This window comes from Albidovulum salinarum (genome assembly GCF_025673475.1).
Lineage (GTDB): Bacteria > Pseudomonadota > Alphaproteobacteria > Rhodobacterales > Rhodobacteraceae > Albidovulum > Albidovulum salinarum.
Window position 1 is genome coordinate 215,254 of the sequence record NZ_JAOVQO010000004.1, and the last position, 26,315, is coordinate 241,568.

A 26,315-nucleotide genomic window follows, 5' to 3' on the forward strand; every position below is an offset into this window, starting at 1 on the left:
GGGGCCGCAGCGCATGAAGACCGTGCTCGTCATCGCCGGATTCGATTCCGGCTGCGGCGCCGGGGCGGCGCGCGACCTCGCCGTGCTGTCCACGCTCGGCTGCACCGCACGGGTCGCGCTGACGGCGGTGACCGCGCAGACCGACCGGAAAGTCACGGCCTGTCAGATCGTGGCGCCCGCGCTCCTCTCGGCACAGATCACGGCGGCCTTCGACGCGGGGCCTGTCGATGCGGTGAAGATCGGCATGCTCGGCGGCGCGGACACCGTCGCCGCCGTCGTGGCGGCCCTGCCCCGCGGCATCCCGGTCGTCCTCGACCCCGTCCTCGCCGCCTCCTCCGGCGCCGCCCTTCTCGACAAACCGGGGCGGGAGGCGCTGATCGCATCGCTCCTCCCGCTTGCCACGGTCGTCACCCCGAACCTGCCCGAAGCAGCGCTGCTGACCGGACGCCCACCCGCGCGCGACGACAAGGAGCGCACACGGCAGGCCAAGGCGCTGCTCGCGCTCGGCGCCGGTGCGGTTCTCCTGAAGGGGGGGCACGATGACGGAGAGGACGCCTGCGACTGGCTGTTCTCGGCGGCCGGCATAAGTGCCTTCCACGCCCCGCGCCAGGGCCGGACGCGCCGGGGAACCGGCTGCACCTTCGCGTCGGCCCTCGCCGCCGCCCTCGCGAACGGCGTGCCGCTCGATCGGGCCGCACGTGATGCAAAGGCGGTCACCGCAGCGTATATTTCGGATTGTTCAGAACCGCAGGCGGACCCCTGAGCCACTCCGGCGGGACGCGAACCGCTTCGGTTAGCGGGCCGGAGCCGTGCCTGACGGGATCCGCGGGCGTTGTACATCTCACGCGACCTCATCGGCCGGCCTATCCGGCGGCGGGTCCGCTTCAAACCTCCGCGGTCATCCCTGCGCGGTCAGTCCCTCAAACGATTTTCGGAGTCCCCGACCACCTTGATGAGCGGTCGCTCTGTAAAGAACGTGAAGAAAACGTCGACTACAAGCACGGCAGCCCGGGTCAATGGCCAGAGCGCCAACATGGAAATCGCGGTCTCGAGTTCCTGCATCACAAAAAACAAGCAGAACGACAACAAAGCCAGAACAAGAGCGAAGCGATCGATAATCCTATAAAGGGTCATGTCTCACCATCCGTCTCGTTGTATTATTCCTCCTTAGCTGCTCTACCTCTTTGGTTTTCTTGTTATTGTTGTCACAAAACGCCGGTACCCGGCCGCCTCACTGGACGAGAGGCGCCGGCTCTTCCACGATGATCTCCGGCTCCTCGACCGGCATCTCCTCGACTTCTTCGAACTCCGCCACCGGCATCGCGCGGCTGACGCCGAGGTCCGAGGCCAGCTCGTCGAGCAGATCCTCGGTACCTTCCGGCGTCAGCGGCTTGTTCGACTCATTGACGATACGGGCTTCGGAATCGGACAGGAAACCGTCGAGGGCCATCTGCTCCTCTGCCTCCTGGATGTTCATTGCTTCTGTGTCGGCGGCCGTCTGGGCTGCCGCAAGGTCGACGCCATCGCAGTTCGCGGCACAGCTCACGATGCCGTCCTCGACCGAATAGACCGGGTCGCTGACGAGTGCGCCGTCATTGAGGAAATCGGCCAGATCCTGGTCGGAGACCTCGATCGCGTCGAAATCCACGAAGGTGTCGAGCGCCGCTTGCTCGGTTTCCGTCAGTTCCTCGCCAGCGGCCGCCTTGGCCGCGAGCTGGTACTGCGACAGCGCGCCGATCGTGCCGTTGAAGTTCTGGTTGCGGATATGGGCGTCGAGCGCCGACTGGCTGGCATTCGAGGCGTTCCACTTGCCCTTCAGCCTCGGATGCAGCCGCGCGGCACCCTCGTATTCGCCCTCGTAATCGTATTCGGCAGCGGCGATCTTGGCCTTGCCGAAGGGCATGGGCTTGACCTTGGGCTTGCCCACGAACTCCTCGCTTGTGAAGGTCTTCTGGGCGCTCTTGGTCGCACCCTTGGCGCCATTGCCGCCCTTGCTCTTGCCTGCACCTTTCGAGCCACCCTTGCCGCCGCCCTTGCCGCCTTCGCCGCCCTTGCCGTTGCCGTTCTTGGCATAGGCGACATCGGGTGCAGCGACCGTCGCGACGAAGGCCGCCGCCCCGAGCGAAGCAATGGCGAAGCAGGCGACTTTCAGGAAGGTGTTGGCAGGCGAGGGCATCTGGCGCTCCGGCAAATTCTGGTTGTTGGGTCCGCTCACCGACCGCGCGGCCATTGCCCGGGAATCAGCGACGGATTGATCGTCACCCCGAAACAACCACAGACTGCTTGAACCGAATGACAACGCGGCATTCATCTTCGGTTAATCTTGGTTTTGCTAAGAATTTCTGATGATCAGGCGCGTTGTTCTCGCATGTCTTGTTGCTCATGCCCTGGCGCCCGTCCCGGCGCAGGCGGCCAGCGTGCGCGAACTGAGCCAGAAGGAATTGCGCCAGAGCGTCAACGCCGGCCGCAGCCTCAGCCTCCAGAAGATATACTCCTCGATCTCGCGCAGCGTATCCGGCGATCCCGTCGATGTGCGCGCCTTTGACGCGGACGGCATCTGCTACAACGTCCTCGTGATGCAGCCGAACGGAAAGCTCGCCTCGGTGGTCGTCGACGCCTCGACCGGGGCTGTCCTGTCGCGGTTCTCGGCGCGCGCGAAGGCGGTGCGCGAAGCCGCCCGCAAGACGAACAACGGCATGACCGCCTCGGCGCAGAAACCCGGCAAGGCCAAGGGCAGCAGCAAGAGCAAGTCCGGCAAGAGCAAGGGCGGCGGTGGCGGCGGCGGCAACGGTGGTGGAAACGGCGGCGGCAACGGTGGCGGCAACGGACCGAAATAGTCTATCATCCGCGAAGCACTCACCAGCCGGGACCGTGACCAGACATGCGGATACTGATTGCCGAGGACGAAACCGTTCTGTGCGAGCAGATCAAGCGCGCGTTGATTGCCGAGGGCCGGGCCGTCGATGTCGTTCATGACGGCGAGGAAGCGGCCTTCATGGGCGGCACCGAGCCCTACGACCTGATCATCCTCGATATCGGCCTGCCGAAGAGGGACGGGATCTCGGTCCTGAAGGAATGGCGCGGCCAGGGCGTGGCGACACCGGTGCTGATCCTGACGGCGCGGGACGGCTGGACCGACCGCGTCGACGGCCTCGACGCGGGCGCCGACGACTACATGTCGAAGCCGTTCCACATGCCCGAGCTCTCGGCCCGGGTCCGCGCGATGCTGCGGCGGCGGTCGGGCACGGTCAACCCGGTCTTCCGCAAGGGCAATGTCGAGTTCGACACCCGCAACAACCGCGTGACCCTGGGCGGTTTTCCGGTCGAGCTGACGTCGCAGGAGGCCGCGGTCCTGTCCTATCTCGCGCACAATGCCGGGCGGCTCGTGTCGCGCAGCGAGTTGGCGGAGCATATCTACGAATATGACAATGACCGCGATTCCAACACGATCGCGGTCTTCATCACGCGCCTGAGGAAGAAACTCGGCCCCGACTTCATCCAGACGGTCCGCGGCAGCGGCTACATGATCGACAACGGCTGATGCGGTCCCTCAGGCACCGCGCGATCGTCGGCGGCCTGATCTGGGCCGCCATTGCCCTCGCGGTGGGCGGGGTCGCGCTCTACTACATCTTCGATGTCGCAACCCAGCGGCGGTTCGACGACACCCTCCTCGACCGGCAACTGCAGCTCGTCTCGGCGCTCGGCAACACTGAGGGCGACGTCGACCTGGTCGAGGACTTCCTGACCGACCCGGCCTATCTGCGGCCCTATTCGGGCCGCTACTGGCAGATTTCCGGCGCCGAGACCGACACGGTCGCGTCGCGCTCGCTGTTCGATTCCCTCCTGCCGGAGCCGCGCGACCCCGCGCCCGAGCCAAAGTTCTGGACCGGCGCCGGCCCGGAGGGCACGGTGCGCGGCGCCTACAGCCTCGTCGAACTGGATGACGGCACGTCCTGGACCGTGATGGTCGCGGAATCCCTTGCCGCGCTCGAACTCGAACGCCAGCGGTTCCGCCAGGGCCTGCTGTCGACGCTGGCCCTGATCGGCGTGCTCGGGATCGCCGGCGCGATCCTGCAGACCTCGGCGATCGTGCGTCCGCTGACCAAGCTGCGCGAGGATGTCGCGCACCGCTGGGACCGCGAGGAGGCGCTCGATCCCGGCGACTACCCGAGCGAGGTCGCCCCGCTGGTCGCCGACATCAACACGCTGCTCGAACGCAACCGCGACATCGTCGAGCGCGGCAGGCGCCAGGCGGCCGACCTCGCCCATGCTCTGAAGACACCGTCGGCGATCCTGCGCAACGCGCTCGATTCGCTGGAGCGGGATGGCACCGACATCGCGCCCGCCAAGGAGGCGCTCGACCGGGTCGATGCCCAGCTCCTGCGCTCCCTCGCCCGGATCCGTGCGGCGAACAGCGGTGCCACGACGCAGGCGCTTGCGAACCTCTCCGGTTCGGTGGACCGCATGGCGCGGCTCTTCCGCTCGATGCCCGCCACCCGCTCGAAGGATTTCCGGACCGAGGCGGATCCCGATCTCCGCATCCGGATGGACATGCAGGATCTCGAGGAGGTTCTCGGCAACGTCCTCGAAAACGCCTTCCAGTGGTCGCGCAGGACGGTGCGGCTCGCCTGCGGCAATTCCGGTTCCGAGACCTGGATTGCGGTCGAGGACGACGGCCCCGGCATTCCCGACCATGCGCGCCGCGAGGCGCTGCGCTCCGGCGGGCGGCTCGACACCTCCGCGCCGGGAACCGGCCTCGGCCTCGCCATCGCGACCGATCTCGTGCAGGCCTATGGCGGCACGATCACGCTCGGCGATTCCGCTGCTCTCGGCGGTCTGTCGGTCCGGATCTCGATCCCGACACGGCTCGGGCTCGGTCCGGTCCGGACGTGAACGCGGCGGCCACGGGGAGTGGCCGCCGCGCAGGTTCGGGCTCCCGGGAAGTAGGAGGCGAACCTATTCCGCCGCCGCCCGGGCGGTCCCGGTCTGCAGGTAGGATTCGAGCGAGTCGTCGAGCGCATCCTTCCACGGCGTGTGGTGCAGGGGCGCCATCGTGCCGGTGATGACCGAGCGATAGGCGTTGTTGCGGAAGCCCATGATGTCCTTCTTCTTGTGGTCCTTCCACTCGAAGAAGGCCTCGCAGGCGCCGTCGACGTCGAAGCTCGGGTAGTCGGTCTCGGAGATCAGTTCCTTGACGTAGTCGCCCTGATAATGGATCGCGTCATGCGCATCCTTGCCGGCATCCTCGCCCGCCACGCGGTCGACGACGTCCTTCATCAGCACCGCCTTGTCGGACGGGATCGCGATCCGGCCCATGATCGCGTCGCGCACCCACCAGGCCTGGGCGTCGAACATGTTGAAGGTGAACCACTGGTCCTGCATCCCGACGTAGAACATCGCCGGATTGTGGACATAGACGACGCCCTTGTAGAGATCGTTGGTCGCCAGCCGGTTCGCGGTCTTCAGCCGCAGGTCGTCCGGCAGGAAGTTGAAATAGTGCTTGTAGCCGGTGCAGAGGATGATCGCGTCGACGACCTTCGTGGTGCCGTCGGCGAAATAGGCGGTGTTGCCGTCGACCTTCTCGAGCGCCGGCCGCTCTTCCCAGTTGTCCGGCCATTTGAAGCCCATCGGAGCGCTGCGATAGCAGGAGGTGACGGACTTGCAGCCGTATTTCCAGCACTGCGAGCCGATATCCTCGGCCGAGTAGGAGGCGCCGACGACGAGGATGTCCTTGCCGCGGAACTCGCGGGCGTCGCGGAAGTCATGGGCATGAAGGACGCGGCCGTTGAACGTGTCGAACCCCTCGTAGAAGGGCACGTTCGGCGTCGAGAAATGGCCCGAGGCGCAGATCACATGGTCGAAGTCCTCGCTGTAGGTGCGGTCCGTGTCGTGGTCATGCACGGTGACGGTGAACTTCTTGGTTTTGTCGTCGAAGCTGACCCAGCGGACCGGGCTGTTGAACCGGATCCACTTGCGCACGTCGGCCTTCTTCACGCGGCCCTCGATATAGTCGAAGAGCACTGCCCGCGGCGGGTAGGAGGCGATCTGCTTGCCGAAATGCTCCTCGAAGGAATAGTCGGCGAATTCGAGACCTTCCTTCGGACCATTCGACCAGAGGTAGCGGTACATCGAGCAATGGACCGGCTCGCCATTCTCGTCGAGGCCGGTGCGCCAGGTGTAGTTCCACAGGCCGCCCCAGTTCGACTGCTTCTCGAAACAGACCAGTTCCGGGATCTCCGCGCCCTTCTGGGCGGCGGACTGGAAGGCCCGCAACTGGGCCAAGCCGGACGGGCCTGCACCGATGATGGCTACGCGTTTCCTCATTTCGACCTCCTGGTGGTATGAACCAATTTCGCGATCTGGTTCCTTTGGTTTGCACCAGATTGGCGAATTGGTTGTCCGCCTGTCAATAAAAAGTTTTGCCTACAGGTAATATTCCGTCGCAAAAGGGCTGCACAACGTACGAAAAGGACGTAATATCGGTGACATGAGCTCAGGAAGTTTCGCGCAAAGATTGGCCGTAAAGGGGGCGCTCCCCCGGCTGACCACCGGGACTGCGGACACGATCAACATCGGATTCGTCGCCCCGCTGACTGGTCCAGTCCAATCCTGGGGCCTGCCCGGTCTCAACGGCTGCCAGATCTGGGCCGACCGAATCGGCCGCAAGGGCGGGCTCCAGCTGGGCGGCCGGCGCCACAACATCCGCATCCTGCCCTACGACTGCCGCTATGACCCGAAGCTCGCGCGGGAAGGCGTCCGCAAGCTGGTGCAGGAACATGACGTCAAGCTCATCCTCTCTCTCGGCGGCGACACGCTGTCGGCGGTGATGGACTACCTCACCGACCGCAAGATCCTCACCGCGACGCTCCTGCCAAGCGACCTGTCGCCGGACACGCCCTACCTGATCGCGCCGAGCGAACTCCATCCGATTTACAACGTCACCGGGGTCGACTGGCTGTCGCGGAGCCGCCCCGAGATCCGCCGCGTCGCGCTCTGCAGCCAGACCGACGCGCTGGGCCTGCCCTCGCTCGCGACCTACCGGGCAGCCTTCGACGCCGCCGGAATCGAGGTGGTCAAGGAGATCCGCTACGACCCGGACGCCGCCGACGCGGGCGCGATCGTCGCGGCCATGCTGGCCGACCATCCCGACATGCTCTGCTGGTGCACGAGCTACACGCCGATGGTCCATGCCCTGACCGAGGCCGCCCATGCCGCGGGCTTCACCGGCCAGCTTCTCTCCTGCACGCTCGACGCCTATCCCCGGCTGGTCGCGCGCACCTCGCGCACCTTCATGGAGGGCTTCGTCTTCCAGTTCCCCGATTTCGACGACCCCGCGCTCGCCGAAAAGGCCTTCTTCTTCAACCGCCCGAAGGATTTCTACGACGAATACCAGCGCCGCTTCCCCGACAGCTGGAGCGCGGTTTCCTGGGAATATGCCGCGATCCTCGACATCTGGCACACGGCGGCAGAACGCGCGGGCAGCGTGACCTCGATCTCGGTCCTCGCCGCGATGAAGCAGTCCGGCGCGGTGATGCATGCCTTCGGGCCGGCCGCCTGGTGGGGGGCGGAGATCTTCGGCATCGACAACGCGCTCGTCGGCGACTGGCCGGTGGTGCGGCTCACCGACGGCAAGGCGCGGATCGTCGAGTTCGGCTCGATCCCCGACTGGCTCGCAGAGCACGGGCCCCGCCTCAAGGCCCAGATGATCGAGCTCGGCCAGATGTGGGACCAGCGCCAGGCCCGCGCCGGCAGCAAGACCGCGCTTGCGCGCCGCAGCCTCTAGGCTCACATCTCCTGCAGGAGCAGCTTCTGCTCCTCGATCAGGTGCAGCTTGATGAACTCGACCGCCGCCTCGATATCGCGCGAGGCGATCGCGTTGAAGAGCGTGTTGTAGCGTTGCTGGTACTCGCCGATCCGCTTCGGAGTCAGGTGCCGCCGGAGAAGCGCGGCGCGGAAATTCTGCCGGCAGGAGTCGATGGCAAGCTCGTAGCAGGCCGCCAGCAGCGGGTTGCCGGTGCCATGCGCGATCTGGCGGTAAAGCTCCTCCTCCTGGCGCACGAAGGCGGCAACGTCGGTCCGCACCTGCTCCATCTGCGACAGGGTCTCGCCCAGCGCCTCGATCTGGCGCGGCGTCATGTTGATGATCGCGAGCCGCACCATCTCGGGTTCGAGGATGCCGCGCACCACGAGGTGGTTCAGCGGGCTCGTGTTCGAGGCGAGCGCCGAGGGCGCGGCGTTCGTCTGCGCCTCGGCGTTGTAGGTCACGAAGCTGCCGCTGCCGGCGCGGCGGCGGATCACCTTGCGGGTCTCCAGCACGTCGAGCGCCTCGCGCACGGTATTGCGCGCGACGCCGAGCTCGGCCGCGAGCGTCCGCTCCGAGGGCAGGCGCTCGTCGATCGCGTATTCCTCGGCCTCGATGCGGCCGAAGATCGTGTCGATCACGGATTGCACGGTGGCGCCGATGGTGCTCTCGGCGGCCTCGGCGGGTTTGGACATGGCCAGACGGTTGTTCACGGCGGGATCCCGGTTCGGTCGCCCGGAGTTAACCAGATCGCGACAGAGGCCACAACTGCGCCCGTCAGCCCAGCCCTGCGCCGCTCACCCCCATTGCTCGACAAGCGCGCGCAGGACGTCGGCGCGGCTGACCTGCCCGACGAGCCGCCCCTCCGACACGACCGGAAAGCGCCGGTAGACGCTGCCAAGAAAGGCCTCCGCCGCCGCGACGATATCCAGGTTCGCGTCGAGCGTCTCGACGTCGCGGCTCATGTAGTCGCGCACGCAGTCGCCCCACTCCTGGTAGTAGGACGCGTTCAGCGCCGCCCGGAGACAGTCCTTCTTCGACAGGACCCCGACGAGCTGGCCCGCCGCGTCGACCACGGGCGCGCCCGAGATGCGCCGGTCGAGCAGGATCCTCAGCGCGTGGTTGATCTCCATGTCCGGGGTCAGCGTGATCAGCTCACGCGCCATGCAGTCGGCGACCTTGGGGCGGTCAGTCATCGCCGCCCCCTTCCCCGCCCCTGCATCGGGCGCAGGCTGCGCCCCCGAGGCAGGCGACGCCGCCGCAGGATCCCTTGAGCGGGCGGCGCCCGGCGAGGATCCCGACCGCGAGGCCGGCCTGGACGAGAAGCAGGATCGCGAGGGTCAGAAGGAAGGTCGCCATGTCATCTCTCCGTAAGGGTCAGGGGCGGTTCCATCGCTCAGGCTCCGAAATCGTCGTTGAAGATGGCACTGTCCTCCACGCCCGCATCCGCGAGCATCGCGAGCACCGCCTTGATCATCAGCGGCGGGCCGCAAAGGTAGTATTCGCAGTCCTCCGGCGCGGGGTGATCCTTCAGCAGCCGCTCCTCGACGACCCTGTGAACGAAGCCGGTGGCCCCCTGCCAGCCATCCTCCGGGCGCGGGTCGGAAAGCGCGACCGTCCAGCGGAAATTGTCGTGCTTCGCGGCGAGCGCGTCGAACTCCTCGGCGTAGAACAGCTCGCCCCGGTTCCGCGCGCCGTACCAGAAGCTCATCCGCCGCTGCGTCCCCAACCGTTCCAGCTGGTCGAGGATGATCGCGCGCAAGGGCGCCATGCCGACCCCGCCGCCGATGAAGACCATCTCGCGATCGCTCTCCTGAGCGCGGAAGCTGCCGAAGGGACCGGCGATCTCGATCCGGTCGCCCGGCTTCACCGAGAAGAGGTAGGAGGACACCTTGCCCGGCGGCGCCTCCGACTCATGCGGCGGCGGCAGCGCGAGGCGGATGTTGAAGACGACGCGCCCGGCCTCGCTGTCCTCAAGCCGGTTGGAGATCGAATAGGCCCGCGTCTCGCTCTGCCGGCTCTCGGAGACGAGCGGACGAACCGCCCGCCAGGCCCGCTCGTGTTCCGCCGGCACGTCGAGCTCGTCGAACTGCAGCCGGTAGGGCGGCGCGGTGATCTGGAAGAAGCTCCCCGCAGGCAGCGCCGGCCGGGCGTCCTTGGGCAGCGCGACCACGAATTCCCGGATGAACGGCGCGAGGAAGCGGGCGGAGTGCACCGTGCAGTCGAGGCTTTCGGCGCCGATCAGGCTGTCCGGCAGCGCCACCGCGACATCGCCGCGCAAGGTCACCTGGCAGGCCAGCCGCATCCCCTGCGCCAGCTCCGCCCGGCTCAGCCGCGCGGTCTCGGTCGGCAGCACCGTCCCGCCGCCCCCGGTCACCGTCACCCGGCAAAGCCCGCAGGTCCCGGCCCCGGCACAGGCCGAGGGCACGAGGATCCCGGCCTGACCAAGCGCCGAGAGCAGCTTGTCGCCGGTCATGGCGGCGACGTTTTCGCGCCCGTTGACGGTGATCGAGACCGGCTTCGCGGGCAGGAGCACCCGCCGCGCGGCCGTGACGACCGCCGTGAGGACAAGGACGATCGCGGTCAGGAGCACGCTGCCAAGGACGATCTCGGTCATGGCCCGCCCGCCCCCGCCAGCGCCGAGACCCCCAGGGACATGAGCCCGGTCACGAGAAAGGCGCTGCCAAGCCCCTGCAGCCCCGCCGGCATGTCGCTGTAGCGCAGCCGCTCGCGGATCGCGGCGAAGGTCACGATCGCAAGCGCCCAGCCGACGCCGCTGCCGAAGCCGAAGACGACCGCCTCCGCGAAATCGTACCTGCGCTCGACCATGAAAAGACTGCCGCCGAGGATCGCGCAGTTCACCGTGATCAGCGGCAGGAAGATCCCGAGCGCGCGGTACAGCAACGGCGCGAAGCGGTCGAGTGTCATTTCAAGCACCTGCACCGAGGCCGCGATCACGCCGATGAAGGTCACGAGCTTCAGGAAACCCAGATCGACCTCCGGCAGCCCCGCCCAGCCCCAGGCGCCTTCGGACAGAAGATGCGTCTGGATCAGGTTGTTCAGGGGCACCGTGATCGTCTGCACCACGATGACGGCAAGCCCGAGCCCCGCCGCCGTCTCCACCCGCTTCGACACCGCAAGGAAGGTGCAGATGCCGAGAAAGAACGACAGCGCGAGGTTCTCCTCGAAGATCGCCCTGAAGAGGAGCTCGGTCATCGCTCCTCCTCCGCCGCCTCGAGCCGGTAGTCCGGCGCCTCGGCCTGCGACCGGCGCAGGGCCCGGATCGTCCAGACCAGGAGCCCGAGGATGAAGAACGCCGCCGGCGCCCGCTGCATCAGCGCGAGCGGCTCGAACCAGCCGCCCTCCGACACGGTCGCCAAGACCGGCCGGCCAAGGAGCGTGCCTGCGCCGAGGAGCTCGCGCAACGTGCCGACGACGATCAGGACGAGGCTGTAGCCCATCCCGTTGCCGAAGGCGTCGGCGAGCGTCGGCAGGACCGGGTTCTTCATCGCGAAGCTCTCGGCCCGGCCAAGGACGAGACAGTTGGTGACGATCAGCCCGACGAAGACCGAGAGCCGCCGGCTCATCTCGAACGCGTAGGCGCGCAGGAGCCCGTCGATCACGATGACGAGCGAGGCAATGATCGTGATCTGGACGATCAGCCGCACCGAATGCGGAATATGCCGGCGGATCAGGCTGATGAAGAGGCCCGAGAGGCACAGCACCACCGTCAGCGCCGCCGCCATCGTCAGCGCCGTGGCCAGAGTCGTCGTGACCGCGAGCGCCGAACAGATCCCGAGGATCTGCAACGTCACCGGGTTCTCGTCGATCAGCGGTCGGGTCAGGCGGTCGAGGAACGTGGCCATGTCACGAGCCCTCCCGCTTCAGCCGCTCGAGGAACGGCCCGAATCCGTGCGCACCGAGCCAGAAGGCCAGCATGTTGCCGACCCCGGCCCCGGTCCGGGTCGCGCCCGAGATCCCGTCGACCTCGTAGGGCTCTTTCGCCGGGGTCTGCACCACCCGGATCAGGATGCGCCCCGCCTCATCCGCGATCCTCCGGCCGGTCCAGAGCGCCTGCCAGTCCGGCTCCTCGATCCGAGCGCCGAGACCGGGTGTCTCACCCTGCTCGACTATCGTCAGCGCGGCGATGGTGACGAGATCGGGCTCAAGCGCCAGGTAGGCGCGGATCAGCGACTGGTACCCCACGCCCGAGACCGGCAGCACGACAAGCGCGAGCCGCCCGTCGCGTTCGAGAAGATGGACCGGCGCAACGGTGGCGATCCGTTTCAGCCCGGCCGGATCGGCCTCAGGCGGAAGCGCGATGCTGGTCGCGGGATCCTTCGCGGCGGCGACGGGATCAAAGCCCGCCGGATCGGTGGCGGTCTCATATGCGCCGGTCTCCAGCACCACGAGCCGCGTCTCGAGCGCATCGACACCGGCCTCCTCCATCAGCTCGCGCATCGCCGGAAGGGCCGCGACCATCGCCGCGAGCCGCGCCTGCCGCTCGCGCTCGACATGCGCGTCCTGCACCGGCTTCAGGAGGACCGAGGCCGAGGAGACGACCAGCGCGCAGACGAGCGCGACGAGGAAGGTCACGCCGAAAGCCTTGCGCGGATCGGTGTTCGGCAGGCCGAGGAAGCGCCGCCAGAGACCCATGCGCTCAGACATGCCGCCGCCTCCCGTCCCGGCGCCTGGCAAGGGCGCGGATCACCAGATGGTCGACCAGCGGGGCCGCGAGGCTCGCGAGCAAAGCGGCGAAGACGAGCGCGTTGACCGGCCCCATGTCGGCCAGAAGGACCACCAGCCCCCCGGCGGTGAGCCCGTGAATCCAGCGCCCGGCCTGCGTCGCCGCCGCCGCGACCGGATCGGCGAGCAGGAAGACCGCGCCGAAACAAAGCGACACCGCGAGCGACGGGGCGGGCAAAGCGCCCGAGGCGAGAAGCGTGGCGAGGCAGAGTCCCAGCGCGAAGCCCGCGAGCAGCCGCCAGAAGACGAGCCCCGCCGCGAAAAGCAGCACCAGGCCGGGGACCGCTGCCGCCGCGACGGCGGGCTCGGCGCCGGCAAGCCCGGTTCCCGGAAAGGAGAAGGCGAGAAAGGCCAGCGCCGCGACAGCCGGGCTGAGGAACCCGAAGCCGCGCCCGCCGAAGACCTGCTCGCCAAGGACGACGCCGAAGCTCGCCGCCAGCGCCACCTGCCAGAGCGGCACGTCCGGCGGCACCGCCACCGCGAGGATCAGCCCGGTCGTGACGCTGTGCCAGGCCAGCGAACCGGCGCGGGCGCGGGCAAAGACGAGGTCCCAGATCAGCGTCGACAGAAGCGCGACCGCCAGCACCGCCGCCGCCCCCGCGCCCCGCGCGAGGACCGCCACCGCGACCGGCGGCAGAAGGGCCGCCGCCTGCAGAAGCGTGACGCCCGCCGGAGAGGCTGACCGGATCATGCCGCGCCCTCCATCCGGTCGAGAACCCGGCGCAGAAGCCTTCCGTAGTCGCTGCCGCTCGTGCAGAGATGGGTCAGCCGGGCGACGTCCTCCTCGACAAGGCCGCGCGCCCCGAGCCGCTCCGCCGCCTCCAAATCGCCGATCGCGAGCGCGCGCATCAGCGGCACCGGAGGGATCGCGACCGGCAGTGCCGTATCGAGCGCGGCCCGGGGCAGGATCGGTTTGGGGCGCGGCTTGCCCCCGGCCGCGAGATGTTTCGCGAGCCGGTCGAAGAGCGATACCCGCCGCACCGGCACCAACGCCGCCTGCGTGTCATAGCGGCCGAGAAACCGCGCCTCGCGGCCCTCGATCCGGGCGCCGGAGACCAGACGGAAGGCTGCACCCGCATCGCCCGGCAGGTCCGCAAGGTCGCTCAACTCCGCCCCGAGCAGGGTCGGGATGAGGGCGGCCTCCCCGCGCCCGTCGTGAAACGCGATGACGCGCTGGCCGTGATAACGGCCGGTCCGTGCCAGCTCCCCCATCGCGACCACGTCCTGCCAGCCGACGGTCCAGACGCATTGCCTCCCGCGCGGCGCCCCGAGCCGGTCGATGTGATGCGAACTGAGCCCCGCCGCCGCCAGATCGGCTAAGTGCGCGGTGCGGATGCGCGCGCGGCCGGGCGTCGCGAAGGCCGCGCCCCGGCGCTGGCAGACGAAGACCGGCCCCCCGGTCAACTCGGCCACCATGTCGAGCCCGCGGTCGAAGCCCGCCCCCGCTTCGGCAAGGACCGCATGCGGATCGGGCGCGCCGTCCCGCTCTGGCATCGCGTTGACGAAGATCGCCTGCGGCACCTCGTCGGGCGCCGGAATGCGCCCGTAGGGCCGCGTGCGGAACGCCGGCCAGAGGCCGCCCGCAAGCAGCGCCGCGCGGGCGTCCCCGACCCGCACCTCCCCAACCGGACTTTCCCGCTCCGGCGCCGCATCGAGCCGCACCACCAGCAGAGACAACCTCCGCCCCGCGCCCAGCGCCACGGTCTCGACGGTGCCGGACCCCGGCGCGACGAAAGCGATCTCGGGGTGGCGGCGGTCGGTGAACAGCGCTTGCCCGGCCCTGACGTGGTCGCCCTCCGCGACCAGGAGAACGGGCCGCAGCCCCGGATAATCCGCGCCGACAAGCGCGACACGGTCCGGCCGCCGCAAGGCTCCGACCGGCCCCGCAGCAGGACGGATGCGCCGCTCCCGGATTGCGTTCAGTCCAATCATGTGCGGTCCAGATGGTTTCAGGCACGACCCTCCGACGCATGGCGCCCCTGCGCCTTGATCCGTGTCAACGAGCGCCCGCCGCCGATCCGGCAACATGGGGCGATCGGCCCGAGCACCGGAGGTTTCCCGACATGATCCCGAGACGCCTGACGCTGGCATTCACGTTTGTCTTCCTGTCCGGCTTCGGCGCGACCGCGCCGCTTGCCCAGGAAACAAACCCCGTCCTCCCCGACGTGGTCGAATCCTGGCTCGCCTCTCCCCATGCCGATCTAAGCTCGGAATCGTTCCGCCACTGGAACGAGGACGGCGCCGTGCCGCCGGGATGCGCCAACTGCCACACCAGCTCCGGGTTCCGCGATTTCCTCGGCGCCGACGGCAGTGAGGCCGGCGTCGTCGACCACCCCGCGCTGACTGGATCCACCGTCGACTGCGCCGCCTGCCACAACCAGACGGCAACGGCGCTCGACCAGGTGACCTTCCCCTCCGGCGCGATCACCGAGGGGCTCGGCACGTCCGCCGTCTGCTGGGTCTGCCACCAGGGCCGGCAATCCTCGGTGAGCGTGGAAAGCGCGCTCGCCGGGCTCGACGAGGACGCCGTCTCGCCCGATCTCGGCTTCATCAACGTGCATTACCGCGCCGCAGCCGCGAGCCTGATGGGCGCCGCGGCGCATGGCGGCTACGAGTACCCCGGCAAGACTTACGCCAGCCGCTTCACCCATGTGCCTGGCTTCGACAACTGCACCGGCTGCCACGATCCCCACACCCTTGCCGTCAGCGCCGAGGGCTGCGTCGCCTGCCACAAGACCGCCGAGATCGCCGACATCCGCACCCATACCGGCGATTACGACGCCGACGGCGACGCCGCTGAAGGCGCCGCGCACGAAATCGCGGGGCTGCACGACGCGCTCGGCCGGGCGATCGGCGCCTATGCTGCCGAGGTCGCCGGCGCGCCCGTGGTCTACGCGCCCGACAGCTACCCTTATTTCTTCGCGGACCTGAACGCCAACGGGCAGCCTGACGGCGACGAGGTCGGCTATCCGAACCGCTACCAGAGCTGGACGCCGCGGCTTCTGAAGGCGGCCTACAACTACCAGTTCGTTGCCAAGGATCCCGGCATCCACGCCCACAACCCGGCCTATGCCGCGCAGATCCTGATCGACAGCCTCGAAAGCCTCGGCGCGAAGGTCGAAACCGCGATCAAGCCCGCGACGCGGCCGTGACGGTAGCCCTTGTTCCGGTCAGGCGCAGGCGCACAGCTCGGCATCGCCCTCGGCGAGGCACCGCAGGCAGTATTCATCCCGCACGACCATCGTGTTGGCATCGTCGAGCGCGATCACGTTTTGCGCCCGCAGCTGCGTGATCGACCGGCTCACGGTTTCGGGCGTGAGCCCAAGATAGTCGGCGATATCGGCGCGGTTCATTGGCAGCCGGATCAGCTGGAGCTCACCGACCGGCTCGCCGATCCGGTCGAGCAGGAGCACGAGAAACGCCGCGACCTTCTCGCTCGCAAGCCGCCGGCCGAAGATCAGGAAATGATCCTGCAGCATCCGGATCTCGTTGAGCGCAGCCTCCATCAGCCGCGCGCGCAGTTGCGGGTCCATGCCGGACGGCTCCGAGATGTCGCAGCGGCGCGGCAGCACTTCGACCGGCGTGATCGCGTCGCATTCGGTCGTGTGACGCCCCTCGCAGGGCAACCCGATCACGTCGCCCGGAAAGCCGAATGCGATGACCTGCCGCCGACCGTCCTTCTGCGTGCGCGTCAGGCGCAGGACGCCCGACTGGACCTTGTAGACGAAAGCCGCCCGATCCGATTCGAAGAAGAGATGCTGCCCGGGCGTCAGCCTGCGCGTCACCCCTTCGGCGCCCGCGCTCCGAGCCGGGCGGCGGCGCTGAGCTGACGTCTTTTCCGTGCCGAGATCTGCCGGTGAAATTGCGTACATGGTCCCTCCCCCACGAAGGTGTGCGGACTGAGGGTGACACGCGACTGTCGCAGGAGTTCATGCGCAAATGTATCAAATTGTACCCGCGCGGGACGGCCGGCATTTGCCAATTGATCCGCGACCAGAAAGCACTATCTTTCCGAAAGGGACCAGAAATCAGGAATATTTACCCAAGGATAGGGGATGGTCGAGACGAACATACTCGTGGTCGAGGATGATGCCGGTGTGCGCAAACTTCTGCGCAGCTGTCTCGAATCCGAAGGCTACACTGTTCAGGAAGCCACCAGTGCAGCCGAGGTTCGCGCGGCCATGTCCCGCATCCGGGTGCATCTCATCACGCTCGATCTGAACCTCGACCGGGAAAGCGGCCTCGACATCGCGCAGGAGGTGCGCAAGGCCTCCGACGTTCCGATCATCATGGTGACGGCCAAGGACGATCTCATCGACCGCGTCGTCGGGCTCGAGATCGGGGCGGACGACTATGTGTCCAAGCCGTTCCACGTCCGGGAGCTTCTGGCGCGGGTGCACAGCGTGCTCAGGCGCAGCGGCGAGCGACCGGCAGAACCCGCCAAGGCCGCAGCCAACGCAAGCCGGGAGCTTTGCTTCGCGGGTTTCCGGGCGGTTCCCGACAAGCTCGAACTGACCGGTCCCGACGGGCAGATCGTCGATCTGACCGCTGGCGATTACCGGCTCCTGACCGTGTTCCTCGAAAGCCCGCGCCGGGTGCTGTCGCGCGAGCAGATCATGGACATCCTGAACGGCCCCGGCTGGTCGCCCTACGACCGGACCATCGACAACCAGGTCGCGCGGCTGCGCAAGAAGATCGAGGCCGAGCCCGGCGCCCCGAAACTGATCAAGACCGTGCGCGGCGTGGGCTACATCTTCACGCCCGAGGTCACACTAACCGCCGGGGACGCCCGCCCGGCCTGACAGCAGCACCCGCAGGCGGGTCGCCAGCTCCGCCTGGTGGTAGGGCTTCTTCAGGACCGGAAACGGCGGCGCCAGCTCCTTCTGCGGTTGGATGAGATCGCCGGAGAACCCCGAAGTCAGCAGGATCGCGACGTGCGGCCAGTCCGCGCGAACCCGCAGCGCCAGCTCGGTCCCGTTCATCGCTCCCGGCATCACGATATCGGTGAACAGCGCGTCGATCGCCGGGTCTCCGGCGAGGATCGCCAGCGCCTCCTCGGCGTCCGCCGCCGCGACCGCGCGATAGCCCATCGCCCGGAGCCGCGCGACCGAGAGCCGGCGGATGTTCTCGTTGTCCTCGACGACGAGCACGGTCTCGCCCGCGCCCGGCTCGACCACCGGCTTCGGCCGGGGCGCGGGTTCGGCCTCGGGCCGCACCGGATCCCGGTCCGCAGGGAAGTAGAGGCTGACCGTCGTGCCAAGCCCGGCCTCGCTGTAGATCGTCGCCCGCCCGCCCGACTGGTTGGCAAAGCCGTAGACCATCGCCAGCCCCAGCCCCGTGCCGGTCGTCTCCCCCTTGGTGGAGAAGTAGGGCTCGAACGCCCGCCTGAGCACTTCGGGCGGCATGCCCGTGCCATTGTCGGTGACCGAAATGCGCACGAACTCCCCCGGCTTGAGACCAACCTCATGCGCGAGGTACTCGTCGTCAATGGCGACCCTGCTCGTCCGGATCACGATGTCGCCGCCGTCGGGCATCGCGTCGTTCGCGTTGATCACCAGATTGACGAGCGCGGCCTGCAGTTCGGCCGGATCCGCCTGAACCGCCCACAGGTCGGCGGCGAGGGCGCAATCCAGCCGGACGTTCGGACCGAGCGTGCGGCGCAGGATCGCCATCGTCGCGCGCACGGCCTCGTTCACGTCCAGCCGCACCGGCTTGAGATGGCCGCGGCGCCCGAGCGCGCGCAGCCTCTGGATCAGCGAGGATCCGAGCTCGGCGGCGGCGAGCGCATCGCGGATCATTTCCCTGCCGCGCGTGCCCTCCAGCTGGCCCTCCAGCAGTTCGAGATTGCCGACGATCACTGTCAGGAGGTTGTTGAAGTCATGGGCGACGCCGCCCGTGAGCAAGCCCAGCGCCTCCATCCGTTGCGCCATGACGAGTGCGGCCTCGGCAGCCTTGCGCCGCGAGATGTCGTGCAGGAGCGCCACGAACAGCACCCTGCCGTCGATCGTGCTCTGACCGACCGAAAGGTGCAGCGGAAAGATGCTGCCGTCCCGGCGCAGCCCCTCCACTTCGCGCCCCGTGCCGATGATCCGCGCCTCGCCGGTCCTGAGATAGCGCTCGATCGCGGTGACATGGCGGAACGCATCGGGGTCCGGGACCAGCATGTCGATGTTCTCGCCGACCATCTCGCCGCTGGAATAGCCAAAGAGACGGCAGGCCGCGGGATTGACCCGGACCATGCGGCCATCGGTATCCGCGACAACGATCGCATCGACCGCCGCGTCCAGCAGCGAGTCGAGCAGATATGAGCTGCGGTCGCTTTCAGCCATGTGATACCGGACAATTCCCCTCGGCGCAGTCTCGCGCGGGGGCGGCGGAGCGTCAACGCCTCCGTGCGGGCATCAGCGCCCGAAAGGATTCGGCTCGGCAGACCTCCCGCCACCGCGTCCGGTGCCGAGGTCCTGCAGCACGGCCAGGTAGGCCAGAAGATCGGCGAGCGTGATGACGCCGAGAAAGCGTCCCCGCTCGGCCACGAGGAACTTGCGCCGTCCGGTCGCCGCGACGCGCTTCATCAGCGCCTCGGCCGACAGGTCGGGCGCCACCGTGTTCACGTCACTGGCGGCGATGAAGATATCCGCCACCTGCGTGTCGCCCCAGTTGTCGCGGTCGATCCCGTGCAGGAGCGCCGTATCGACATAACCCAGGAGGTGATCGCCCTCGACCACCGGAACGAAGCTCACCGCGTGGCGCAGCATGATCTTGTCGACCACCGTCGCCAGCGTGTCCTCGGGCGCAGCCGCATGCACCTTATCCGTCATCAGCCCGCGCACGCTCTTGCCCGAAAGCGAGGTCTTGACCAGCAATTGCTGATAGGTGCCCCGTGCGGCGGAAAGAAGAAAGAGCCCGATCAGAACCTGCCAGATGCCGCCGACCGTCGCGCCCGAGAAGAGCGAGACGAAACCGAAGCCGATCAGGGCGTAGGCGAAGAGCGACGAGATCACGGAAGCGTTGCGCGTCGCGCCGATCAGGTCGCCCCGCATCCGCCAAAGGATCGAGCGCAGGATCCTGCCGCCGTCGAGCGGGAAGGCCGGGATCAGGTTGAACAGCGCCAGCACGAAGTTGATCAGGGCGATGTATTCGAACACCGCCTGCAGCGGGGCCGAGACCTCCGCCCCCTCCAGTGCCCGATACGCAAGCCATGCGATCGCAGCGAGTGCCAGGCTCATGATCGGCCCCGCGATGGCGATCCAGAATTCCGAACGCGGGCTTTCCGGCTCCTCGTCCAGTTCCGCGACCCCGCCGAAAACGAATAGTGTTATTCCCCCGACGCCGAGGCCGAAATGCCGCGCCACGAGCGAATGCGCAAGTTCGTGCAGGATCAGTCCGGCGAACAGCGCAAGCATCGAGATGATCGCGAGCGCGAGGTAATCCCCCTGGGCGAGCCCCGGCAGGGCCTGCGGGAAATAGCCCGAAGACAAGGTCCATACGATCAGGGCGGCGATCAGGAGCCAGCTCGGATCTACCTTGATCTGGAAGCCGAAGATGTCGACCAGCTTGACCGCCCTTGCGAACATCGGGCATCTCTTTCAATTGCGTGTGACCCGACACTATCTAGTTATCCGACCCGCGAATTGACGCCGATCAAGGCGTGCGGCTCGGGATCGGGGCCGCGCGCGATAAACGCCCTCGTCCGCAACCTCCCCCTCCCCCGCGCGTGCGCAGACGCCTATACTCGCGCCATGCCCGCCCTTTGCCGCGATTGCCTCCACCCGTTCGAGTCCGGCACCCGCTGCCCGGCCTGCCGCAGCCCGCGCGTGCTGTCGCATCCCGAGCTCTTCACGCTCTCGATCGCACATATGGATTGCGACGCCTTCTACGCCTCGGTCGAGAAGCGCGACAATCCGGACATCCGCGACAAGCCGGTCATCGTCGGCGGCGGCAAGCGCGGCGTGGTCTCGACCTGCTGCTACCTCGCACGGATCAAGGGTGTGCGCTCGGCGATGCCGATGTTCCAGGCGCTGAAACTCTGCCCCGAGGCGGTGGTGGTGAAGCCGCGCGGCAGCCACTACGCCGCCGTCTCGCGCGAGATCCGCGCGCTCATGGACGAGCTGACGCCGAAGATCGAACCCCTGTCGCTCGACGAGGCCTTCCTCGACCTTTCCGGCACCGAGCGGCTCCACAGGGCGCCGCCGGCGGTGCAGCTCTGCCGGCTCCTGAAGCGGATGGAGGCGGAGCTCGGCCTGACCGGTTCGGTCGGGCTCTCGCACAACAAGTTCCTCGCCAAGGTAGCGTCCGACCTCGACAAGCCGCGCGGCTTCTCGGTGATCGGCCGCGCCGACACCGCCGCTTTTCTCAAGGGCAAGCCGGTGCGGATGATCTGGGGCGTCGGCGCCGCGACCCAGATGACGCTCGAAGCCGCCGGGATCCGCAGCTTCGACGACCTCGCGCGCTGGGACCGCAAGGATCTCAACCACCGTTTCGGCGCGATCGGCGACCGGCTCTGGCACCTCGCCCGCGGCGAGGACCACCGCCGCGTCAATCCGCACGAGCCGATGAAGTCGATCTCGGCCGAGACCACCTTCGACGAGGACATCGCCGACCGCGACCTGCTGGACGGCCATATCTGGCGGCTGGCCGAGAAGGTCGCCGACCGGACCAAGGCCAAGACGCTTGCCGGGCGCACCGTGACCCTGAAGCTCAAGCGCGCCGACTTCACCGCGATCAGCCGCCGCCACACCCTGCGCGAGCCGACGCAGATGGCCGACCGGCTCTACCGCGAAGCCGCCGACCTCTTGGCGCAGGTCAAGGAGCCGGGCCCGTTCCGGCTGGTCGGGGTGGGACTGTCGGACCTCGTCCCGGCCGCCGAGGCGGATCTCACCGCCGACCTCCTCGACCCGCAGGCTGCGCGTCGCGCCGGCGCCGAGCGCGCGACCGACGCGATCCGCGCCCGCTTCGGCCCCGACGCGATCGTCAAGGGCCGCTCGCTCAGGTGATCATTCCGCCGCGAGCGACAGCTCGCCGGTGCGACCGATATCCGCGATCTCAGCGAGGATCCCGGTCAGGATCCGCTTGAAGCCGGCGAAATTGCCGTTCGGGCGGATCTCGCGCTCGTTCATATAGAGCGAGCGGTCCATCTCGATCTGCACCGCATGCATCCGCTGCGCTGGCCGGCCGTAGGTCTGCGCGACATAGGCCCCGGCGAAGGGGGCGTTGCGCACCGTCGGGAACCCGGCCGCCTCGAACGCCGCCTCGATCCGCTCGACGAGCGCCGCGCCCGCGGTGCTCCCGAAACGGTCGCCGATCACGATCTCGGCCCGGCGCCGCCCCGACGAGGCGACGGCATCCATCGCCTCGTGCGGCATCGAATGCATGTCGATCAGGATCGACTCGCCGAACCGCGCGCGGGCATCGTCGACAAGGCCGCTCAGGCAGGCGTGGTAGGGCCGCCAGCAGGTCTCGATTCTCCGGCAGGCCTCCGACAGCGGGACCTTGCCGCGATAGATCGCCCGCCCCCCGGCCACGACGCGCGGAATCACGCCGAGCCCGGAGGAGATGCGCGGATTGTGGGTGTTGAGCCGAACCCCCTCGACCACCGCTGGGTCGAGCTCGTCCGCGGCGCGGTTGAGGTCGATATAGGCGCGCGGCACTCGCGCGGCGATGAGCGGCGCGCCGAATTGCGAGACACCGGCGAGGAGCTGATCGACGAAGGCATCCTCCGACGAGCGAATCGTGCGCTCGTCCAGGATCGATTCGCGCAGGAATCCGGCCGGATAGTCGCGCCCGGAATGCGGCGAGGCGAAGACCACGCTGGTCATGAGCCGCTCGGGCATGGTGAGATCGTAGGGCGCAGCCGGCATTCGGGCTCCTTGAGGTCAAGAAAATTATAGCGGCAAAAAGAGCTTTGCCAAAACCCCTTGAAAGCCTCCCCGACTCCTTTTATAGACCCGGGACCGACGCGGTTCCGCCGTGATCCGGCGCAAGCAGGATTGGCGGAAACAGCACCGGAACGGGCGGTTAGCTCAGCGGTAGAGCACTACGTTGACATCGTAGTGGCCACTGGTTCGATCCCAGTACCGCCCACCATCGCCCCCCTCGCGGGGGGCATCGTTGTTTTCAAGGGCGCGACGCGCGCCGCGAATAGGAGAAGACCGATGAAGGTCAGGAACTCGCTCCGCTCGCTGAAGTTGCGCCATCGCGACTGTCAGATCGTGCGCCGCAAGGGCCGCGTCTACGTCATCAACAAGACGCAGCGCCGCTTCAAGGCCCGCCAGGGCTGAGCCGCCGCAAGGACGGATTTGAAAAGGCCGCCGGTTAAAACCGGCGGCCTTTTCCTTTGGCCACCCCTCAGAACGAATCGACCAGGAGCCGCGCCACCGTGTCCTGCGAAAGATAGCCCGTGACCGGCAGGCCGCGCGCCTGCTGATAGCGGCGGATCGCCCGCCGGGTGTCGCCGTCGAAGTTGCCGTCAGCGCGCCCCGGCTTCAGCCCCATCCCGGAGAGCCGCTGCTCGACCATCGAGCGCATCGTCGAGTTGAGCCCGAGCGCCTGCTCCACCTGCTCCGCCCGCCGCCGCTCGGCCTCCGCCGCCGCATTCACGTCGCGCCCGGAAAGGATCTGCCGGGCGTCCTCGGCAAAGGCGCCGTCGGGATGGGCCGCGAGGTAGTCGCGATACCCCTCGGCGCTGTTGCGCCGCACCGCCCGGTCCCAGTCGGCGCGGTCGGTGCTCTGGGCCCCGCCGAGTCCGCCGCCCGCCCCCGCGAGCCGTTCCCGCGCGAGATCGGCATAGATCCCGTCCGGGTAGCGCCGAAGATAGGCCCGGAGCCCCGCCTCGTCGCCCGTCGCCCCGGTCTCCTCCCAGAACAGCCGGTCGAGCCGCTCCGCATCGCCCTGCTGCACCGCCCCGGTCCCGACCTGGCCCTGTTGCGCCGCCGCCTGTGCGGCGATGGCCTCCATCTGCGGCCCGGTGACGTAGCCCGTCGGCGCATGGCCGTTCTGGCGCTGCCAGCCCGCGATGGCGTCGCGCGAGCCGCGGCCGAAGACCCCGTCGACGCCGTTCGTGTCGAACCCGATGGTCGTGAGGTCGCGCTGGATCTGGCGCCGCTCGCCACGGCCGAGCCGGAGCGCGGCCTCCGCCGCGAGGCCCTGCGCCGCCGGGTCGGCGGGCCGGTCGAGATCGGCGATCGCAGCCCGCGCCGCATCGGCGAAGATTCCGTCCGGATAGCGGTTGAGATAGGCTTCGTAGCCCGCCTTGCTATCGATCGACCGCGCCGTCTCCCACACCGCGCGCTCCTCGGCGAAACCGGCCTCCGCCTCGACGGCCGGCGCCGCGGCCTCGGGCGCCGTCGCCACCGGCAGGCTCGGCCCAATGCGTTCGGGCAGGAGCGGCGTGCCGGTGCCGAGATAGCCCTCCGCCGCCAGGTCCTCGGCGCGCTCGGCGAGCCCCGCCGCCGACAGCGCGCGGTTTTCCATCGCCTCGGCGGCGAAGGCTGCGACCGTCTCGGCATCGCCGGAGATCACCGTCACGCCCTGCGGGATGTCGATCCGGCCGAGCCCCGGCGCCAGCCCGCGGCCAAGCTCGATCCGCCGTTCCTCGGTGCCAAGGAGCACCAGCGCCCCGCCCGGCCGCTCCGCCGCGATCCGCAGCAGCGTCGCCACCGGCACGCCCGCCCGGTCGGCCCCGACCAGCGTCGGCGCATCGGCGTCGATGCCCAAGAGCCAGCTGTCCTCCCCGGCATGGGCGAAATGGCCAAGCGCGAGGATGACGCTGCGCCCCGGCATCTCGGTCCGGCCGTAGAACTCCGCGATCAGCGCCCGCATCGCCTCGGCGGTCAGGTCGCCGCCGCTCGACGTGGCGAAGCCCGCCGCCGCCAGCGCCTCGGCGGCGTCGAGCGCGTCGAGCCCGGAAGAGATGTCGCTCGCGTTGTCGTAGTTCTCGTTGCCGATGACGAGGGCCGCGTCCTGCGCGAAGGCAGGGGCGGCGAGGAGGGCGGTGAACGCGAACAGGCTCAGGTGCTTCATGGGGCGGCTTTCCTTCTGGTAACGGCGGCGAACCTAGCGGGGTGCGCGCCGTTATCCCATCACAGATCGCCCCAACGGGGGTGAAGTCAGCTAACAGGGAGCGGAAAGCCGCCGGTGGCGCGCCGCCTCACTCGTAGTGGCGCTGGTCCTCGATCACCTTGCCGTCGTTGGGCAGCGACCCCCTCGGCACGAGCTGGATCCGGCCGCGCAGCTTCAGCGTGTCGATCACCGACTTCTCGAACGCGGCGGCATCGCCCGCCTCGGTCTCGACCATGACCGTCATCGCGTCCATCTCGCCCTCGCGGGTGGCGACGACGCGGGCGCGGGCGATCTCGGCATGGCGGGCGACGAATTCCGCGACCTGCTCGGGGCGCACGAACATGCCCTTGATCTTGGTGGTCTGGTCGGCGCGGCCCATCCAGCCCTTGATCCTGAGGTTGGTGCGCCCGCAGGGCGAGGCGCCCGGCATCACCGCCGAGAGGTCCCCGGTGGCGAAGCGGATCAGCGGATAATCCGGGTTGAGCGTCGTCACCACGACCTCGCCGACCTCGCCCTCGGGCACCGGGTCGCCGGTGCCGGGGCGGACGATCTCGACGATCACGCCCTCGTCGACGATCATCCCCTCCATCGCGGCGCTCTCGTAGGCGATGTTGCCGAGATCGGCGGTGGCGTAGCATTGCAGGCAGGCGATGCCGCGGTCGGCATATTCGGCCCGGAGCGACGGAAAGAGCGCCCCGCCGCCGACGGCGGCCTTGGCGATCTTCAGCCGCTCGCCCATTTCCTCGGCACGGTCGAGGATCACTTTCAGGTAATCCGGCGTGCCGGCATAGGCGGTGGTGCCGATATCGACGGCGGCGCGGACCTGCAGATCGGTCTGGCCGGTGCCGGCCGGCAGCACCGCCGCGCCGACCGCGCGGGCGCCGTTCTCGAAGATCATGCCGGCGGGCGTCAGGTGGTAGCCGAAGCAGTTCTGCACGATGTCGCCCCTGCCGATCCCGGCGGCATGGAGGAAGCGCCCCACCCGCCACCAGTCATGGCCGACGCCGCCCGGCTCGTAGATCGGCCCCGGCGACTGGAAGACATGGGCGAGGTTCGAGACCGGCAGCCCGCCGAAGGGCGGCTTCGCCTTCTGCGCCGCGACGAGGTCGGATTTCCGCAGAACCGGCAGCTTGGCGAGATCGCCGAGGCTCGCGACCGGGTCACGCCCGTTCAGCGCCAGTTGGGCATTCAGGGCCTTCAGCTGGTCAGCGGCGCGCTCGTCGGCGGAACGGGTTTCGAGAGTGTCATATCCGGTCATCGTTCAGTTCCTCGACACAGCGCGGACGTCCAGCCGACGCCGCCATGTGGATTTTCTCTTGAAGACTTCGGGGTTTGCCGTCCCGCGTGGTACGCTGGGCGCGCGCGAAGGGAGGACAGGATGGCCTATCACATGCACACGATCTTCAATCTCAAGCCCGGCATTGCGGAGCCCGACTTCGCCGCCGCCCTCGCGGATTTCGCGGCCCATCTGCGCGACGAGAACCTCCTCCTTCGCGTCGGCCCCCTCGGGCGTCGCCACCGAAATCCGACGCTCGACACCGACACGGACCGCGGCCATCAGTTCTTCGTGACGATGACCTTCACGGGCCGCCGCCAGGCCGACGATGCCGTCGACCGAATCCGGGCGCGGACCGAGCCCCTGCTCGGTCTGCATCGCGCGGTCTATGGAAAGGTTCACGATCAACTGTTCACCTGTTTCGAAGACATCTGA

At 68.4% G+C, this 26,315-nt stretch carries 28 protein-coding genes and 1 tRNA gene; 11 read left to right on the plus strand and 18 right to left on the minus strand.

The genetic code is table 11. The features are described from left to right. Positions 1-13: 13 nt before the first annotated feature. On the plus strand, positions 14-763 hold the full coding sequence (locus OEZ60_RS05875) for a hydroxymethylpyrimidine/phosphomethylpyrimidine kinase (RefSeq protein ID WP_263334130.1): 750 nt from the start codon (positions 14-16) through the stop codon (positions 761-763). Positions 764-912: 149 nt separating this feature from the next. Here OEZ60_RS05875 and OEZ60_RS05880 read toward each other — a convergent pair whose 3' ends face one another. Beyond that, entirely contained in the window at positions 913-1,134 is a 222-nt protein-coding gene (locus tag OEZ60_RS05880) for a hypothetical protein (protein ID WP_263334132.1), read from the minus strand. Positions 1,135-1,231: 97 nt separating this feature from the next. Then, positions 1,232-2,215, minus strand: coding sequence for a hypothetical protein (locus tag OEZ60_RS05885; protein ID WP_263334133.1), 984 nt, complete (start codon positions 2,213-2,215; stop codon positions 1,232-1,234). Positions 2,216-2,345: 130 nt separating this feature from the next. Between OEZ60_RS05885 and OEZ60_RS05890 the strand changes: the two genes are divergently transcribed. Genes OEZ60_RS05890 through OEZ60_RS05900 form a run of 3 tightly spaced genes read left to right on the plus strand, consistent with a single transcriptional unit; the run spans position 2,346 to position 4,893 of the window. Beyond that, positions 2,346-2,837 carry a PepSY domain-containing protein gene (locus OEZ60_RS05890; protein ID WP_263334135.1) on the plus strand — a complete coding sequence of 164 codons (492 nt, stop codon included), beginning with the start codon at positions 2,346-2,348 and terminating at the stop codon, positions 2,835-2,837. A 44-nt stretch (positions 2,838-2,881) separates the two neighbouring features. Then, the gene (locus OEZ60_RS05895) at positions 2,882-3,541 is read left to right on the plus strand and encodes a response regulator (protein ID WP_263334137.1); all 660 of its coding nucleotides are present in this window, start codon (positions 2,882-2,884) and stop codon (positions 3,539-3,541) included. After that, the gene (locus OEZ60_RS05900) at positions 3,541-4,893 is read left to right on the plus strand and encodes a sensor histidine kinase (protein WP_263334138.1); all 1,353 of its coding nucleotides are present in this window, start codon (positions 3,541-3,543) and stop codon (positions 4,891-4,893) included. Before OEZ60_RS05895 ends, OEZ60_RS05900 begins: the two co-directional genes overlap by 1 nt. Before the next feature lie 63 nt (positions 4,894-4,956). Here OEZ60_RS05900 and OEZ60_RS05905 read toward each other — a convergent pair whose 3' ends face one another. Continuing rightward, positions 4,957-6,324, minus strand: a complete 1,368-nt coding sequence (locus OEZ60_RS05905; RefSeq protein ID WP_263334140.1) for an NAD(P)-binding domain-containing protein — start codon at positions 6,322-6,324, stop codon at positions 4,957-4,959. A gap of 163 nt (positions 6,325-6,487) precedes the next feature. Between OEZ60_RS05905 and OEZ60_RS05910 the strand changes: the two genes are divergently transcribed. Further along, complete coding sequence (locus OEZ60_RS05910) at positions 6,488-7,783, plus strand: ABC transporter substrate-binding protein (RefSeq protein ID WP_263334142.1); 1,296 nt, start codon at positions 6,488-6,490, stop codon at positions 7,781-7,783. A 2-nt stretch (positions 7,784-7,785) separates the two neighbouring features. Here OEZ60_RS05910 and OEZ60_RS05915 read toward each other — a convergent pair whose 3' ends face one another. The 9 genes from OEZ60_RS05915 to OEZ60_RS05955 all read right to left on the minus strand — a co-directional run bounded on the left by OEZ60_RS05915 (position 7,786) and on the right by OEZ60_RS05955 (position 14,479). Next, a complete protein-coding gene (locus tag OEZ60_RS05915) occupies positions 7,786-8,496 on the minus strand; it encodes a FadR/GntR family transcriptional regulator (RefSeq protein WP_263334143.1) in 711 nt (236 codons plus the stop codon). 102 nt (positions 8,497-8,598) lie between these two features. Beyond that, positions 8,599-8,997: a CBS domain-containing protein gene (locus tag OEZ60_RS05920; RefSeq protein ID WP_263334145.1), complete on the minus strand. Its 399-nt coding sequence runs from the start codon at positions 8,995-8,997 to the stop codon at positions 8,599-8,601. After that, on the minus strand, positions 8,990-9,160 hold the full coding sequence (locus OEZ60_RS05925) for a hypothetical protein (RefSeq protein ID WP_263334147.1): 171 nt from the start codon (positions 9,158-9,160) through the stop codon (positions 8,990-8,992). The genes OEZ60_RS05920 and OEZ60_RS05925 overlap by 8 nt, the downstream gene beginning before the upstream one ends. Positions 9,161-9,197: 37 nt before the next feature. Further along, entirely contained in the window at positions 9,198-10,418 is a 1,221-nt protein-coding gene (gene nqrF / locus OEZ60_RS05930; RefSeq protein ID WP_263334149.1) for an NADH:ubiquinone reductase (Na(+)-transporting) subunit F, read from the minus strand. Continuing rightward, entirely contained in the window at positions 10,415-11,017 is a 603-nt protein-coding gene (gene nqrE, locus OEZ60_RS05935; RefSeq protein ID WP_263334151.1) for an NADH:ubiquinone reductase (Na(+)-transporting) subunit E, read from the minus strand. Before nqrE ends, nqrF begins: the two co-directional genes overlap by 4 nt. Beyond that, a complete protein-coding gene (locus tag OEZ60_RS05940) occupies positions 11,014-11,667 on the minus strand; it encodes an NADH:ubiquinone reductase (Na(+)-transporting) subunit D (protein WP_263334152.1) in 654 nt (217 codons plus the stop codon). The genes nqrE and OEZ60_RS05940 overlap by 4 nt, the downstream gene beginning before the upstream one ends. 1 nt (position 11,668) lies before the next feature. Next, complete coding sequence (gene nqrC / locus OEZ60_RS05945) at positions 11,669-12,469, minus strand: NADH:ubiquinone reductase (Na(+)-transporting) subunit C (protein WP_263334155.1); 801 nt, start codon at positions 12,467-12,469, stop codon at positions 11,669-11,671. Then, complete coding sequence (locus OEZ60_RS05950; RefSeq protein ID WP_263334156.1) at positions 12,462-13,238, minus strand: RnfABCDGE type electron transport complex subunit D; 777 nt, start codon at positions 13,236-13,238, stop codon at positions 12,462-12,464. Before OEZ60_RS05950 ends, nqrC begins: the two co-directional genes overlap by 8 nt. Continuing rightward, on the minus strand, positions 13,235-14,479 hold the full coding sequence (locus OEZ60_RS05955) for a hypothetical protein (protein ID WP_263334158.1): 1,245 nt from the start codon (positions 14,477-14,479) through the stop codon (positions 13,235-13,237). Before OEZ60_RS05955 ends, OEZ60_RS05950 begins: the two co-directional genes overlap by 4 nt. A 131-nt stretch (positions 14,480-14,610) precedes the next feature. Here OEZ60_RS05955 and OEZ60_RS05960 point away from each other — a divergent pair, with 131 nt between their 5' ends. Beyond that, positions 14,611-15,699 carry a polyheme membrane-associated cytochrome C gene (locus OEZ60_RS05960; RefSeq protein WP_263334160.1) on the plus strand — a complete coding sequence of 363 codons (1,089 nt, stop codon included), beginning with the start codon at positions 14,611-14,613 and terminating at the stop codon, positions 15,697-15,699. An 18-nt stretch (positions 15,700-15,717) separates the two neighbouring features. On the opposite strand, the gene OEZ60_RS05965 is transcribed toward OEZ60_RS05960, so the two are convergent. Further along, positions 15,718-16,419 carry a helix-turn-helix domain-containing protein gene (locus OEZ60_RS05965; RefSeq protein ID WP_263334162.1) on the minus strand — a complete coding sequence of 234 codons (702 nt, stop codon included), beginning with the start codon at positions 16,417-16,419 and terminating at the stop codon, positions 15,718-15,720. Positions 16,420-16,602: 183 nt separating this feature from the next. Between OEZ60_RS05965 and OEZ60_RS05970 the strand changes: the two genes are divergently transcribed. Then, positions 16,603-17,349, plus strand: a complete 747-nt coding sequence (locus OEZ60_RS05970) for a response regulator (protein ID WP_263334164.1) — start codon at positions 16,603-16,605, stop codon at positions 17,347-17,349. Here OEZ60_RS05970 and OEZ60_RS05975 read toward each other — a convergent pair. Next, entirely contained in the window at positions 17,320-18,876 is a 1,557-nt protein-coding gene (locus OEZ60_RS05975) for a PAS domain S-box protein (protein WP_263334166.1), read from the minus strand. The two genes, OEZ60_RS05970 and OEZ60_RS05975, sit on opposite strands and share 30 nt — an antisense overlap. Positions 18,877-18,948: 72 nt before the next feature. Further along, the gene (locus OEZ60_RS05980) at positions 18,949-20,121 is read right to left on the minus strand and encodes a site-2 protease family protein (RefSeq protein ID WP_263334168.1); all 1,173 of its coding nucleotides are present in this window, start codon (positions 20,119-20,121) and stop codon (positions 18,949-18,951) included. Between the two features lie 165 nt (positions 20,122-20,286). On the opposite strand from OEZ60_RS05980, the gene OEZ60_RS05985 reads away from it, so the two are divergent. Continuing rightward, entirely contained in the window at positions 20,287-21,540 is a 1,254-nt protein-coding gene (locus tag OEZ60_RS05985; protein WP_263334170.1) for a DNA polymerase IV, read from the plus strand. On the opposite strand, the gene OEZ60_RS05990 is transcribed toward OEZ60_RS05985, so the two are convergent. Beyond that, entirely contained in the window at positions 21,541-22,404 is an 864-nt protein-coding gene (locus tag OEZ60_RS05990; RefSeq protein ID WP_263334171.1) for an N-formylglutamate amidohydrolase, read from the minus strand. Between the two features lie 151 nt (positions 22,405-22,555). Here OEZ60_RS05990 and OEZ60_RS05995 point away from each other — a divergent pair. Further along, a tRNA-Val gene (locus OEZ60_RS05995) sits at positions 22,556-22,630 on the plus strand. A 68-nt stretch (positions 22,631-22,698) separates the two neighbouring features. Continuing rightward, positions 22,699-22,824, plus strand: a complete 126-nt coding sequence (gene ykgO, locus OEZ60_RS06000; protein ID WP_263334173.1) for a type B 50S ribosomal protein L36 — start codon at positions 22,699-22,701, stop codon at positions 22,822-22,824. Between the two features lie 67 nt (positions 22,825-22,891). Here ykgO and OEZ60_RS06005 read toward each other — a convergent pair whose 3' ends face one another. Further along, the gene (locus OEZ60_RS06005) at positions 22,892-24,565 is read right to left on the minus strand and encodes a peptidoglycan-binding domain-containing protein (RefSeq protein WP_263334174.1); all 1,674 of its coding nucleotides are present in this window, start codon (positions 24,563-24,565) and stop codon (positions 22,892-22,894) included. A 127-nt stretch (positions 24,566-24,692) separates the two neighbouring features. Continuing rightward, on the minus strand, positions 24,693-25,862 hold the full coding sequence (locus OEZ60_RS06010) for a phenylacetate--CoA ligase family protein (protein ID WP_263334176.1): 1,170 nt from the start codon (positions 25,860-25,862) through the stop codon (positions 24,693-24,695). 120 nt (positions 25,863-25,982) lie between these two features. Here OEZ60_RS06010 and OEZ60_RS06015 point away from each other — a divergent pair, with 120 nt between their 5' ends. Continuing rightward, the gene (locus OEZ60_RS06015) at positions 25,983-26,315 is read left to right on the plus strand and encodes a DUF6614 family protein (RefSeq protein ID WP_263334178.1); all 333 of its coding nucleotides are present in this window, start codon (positions 25,983-25,985) and stop codon (positions 26,313-26,315) included.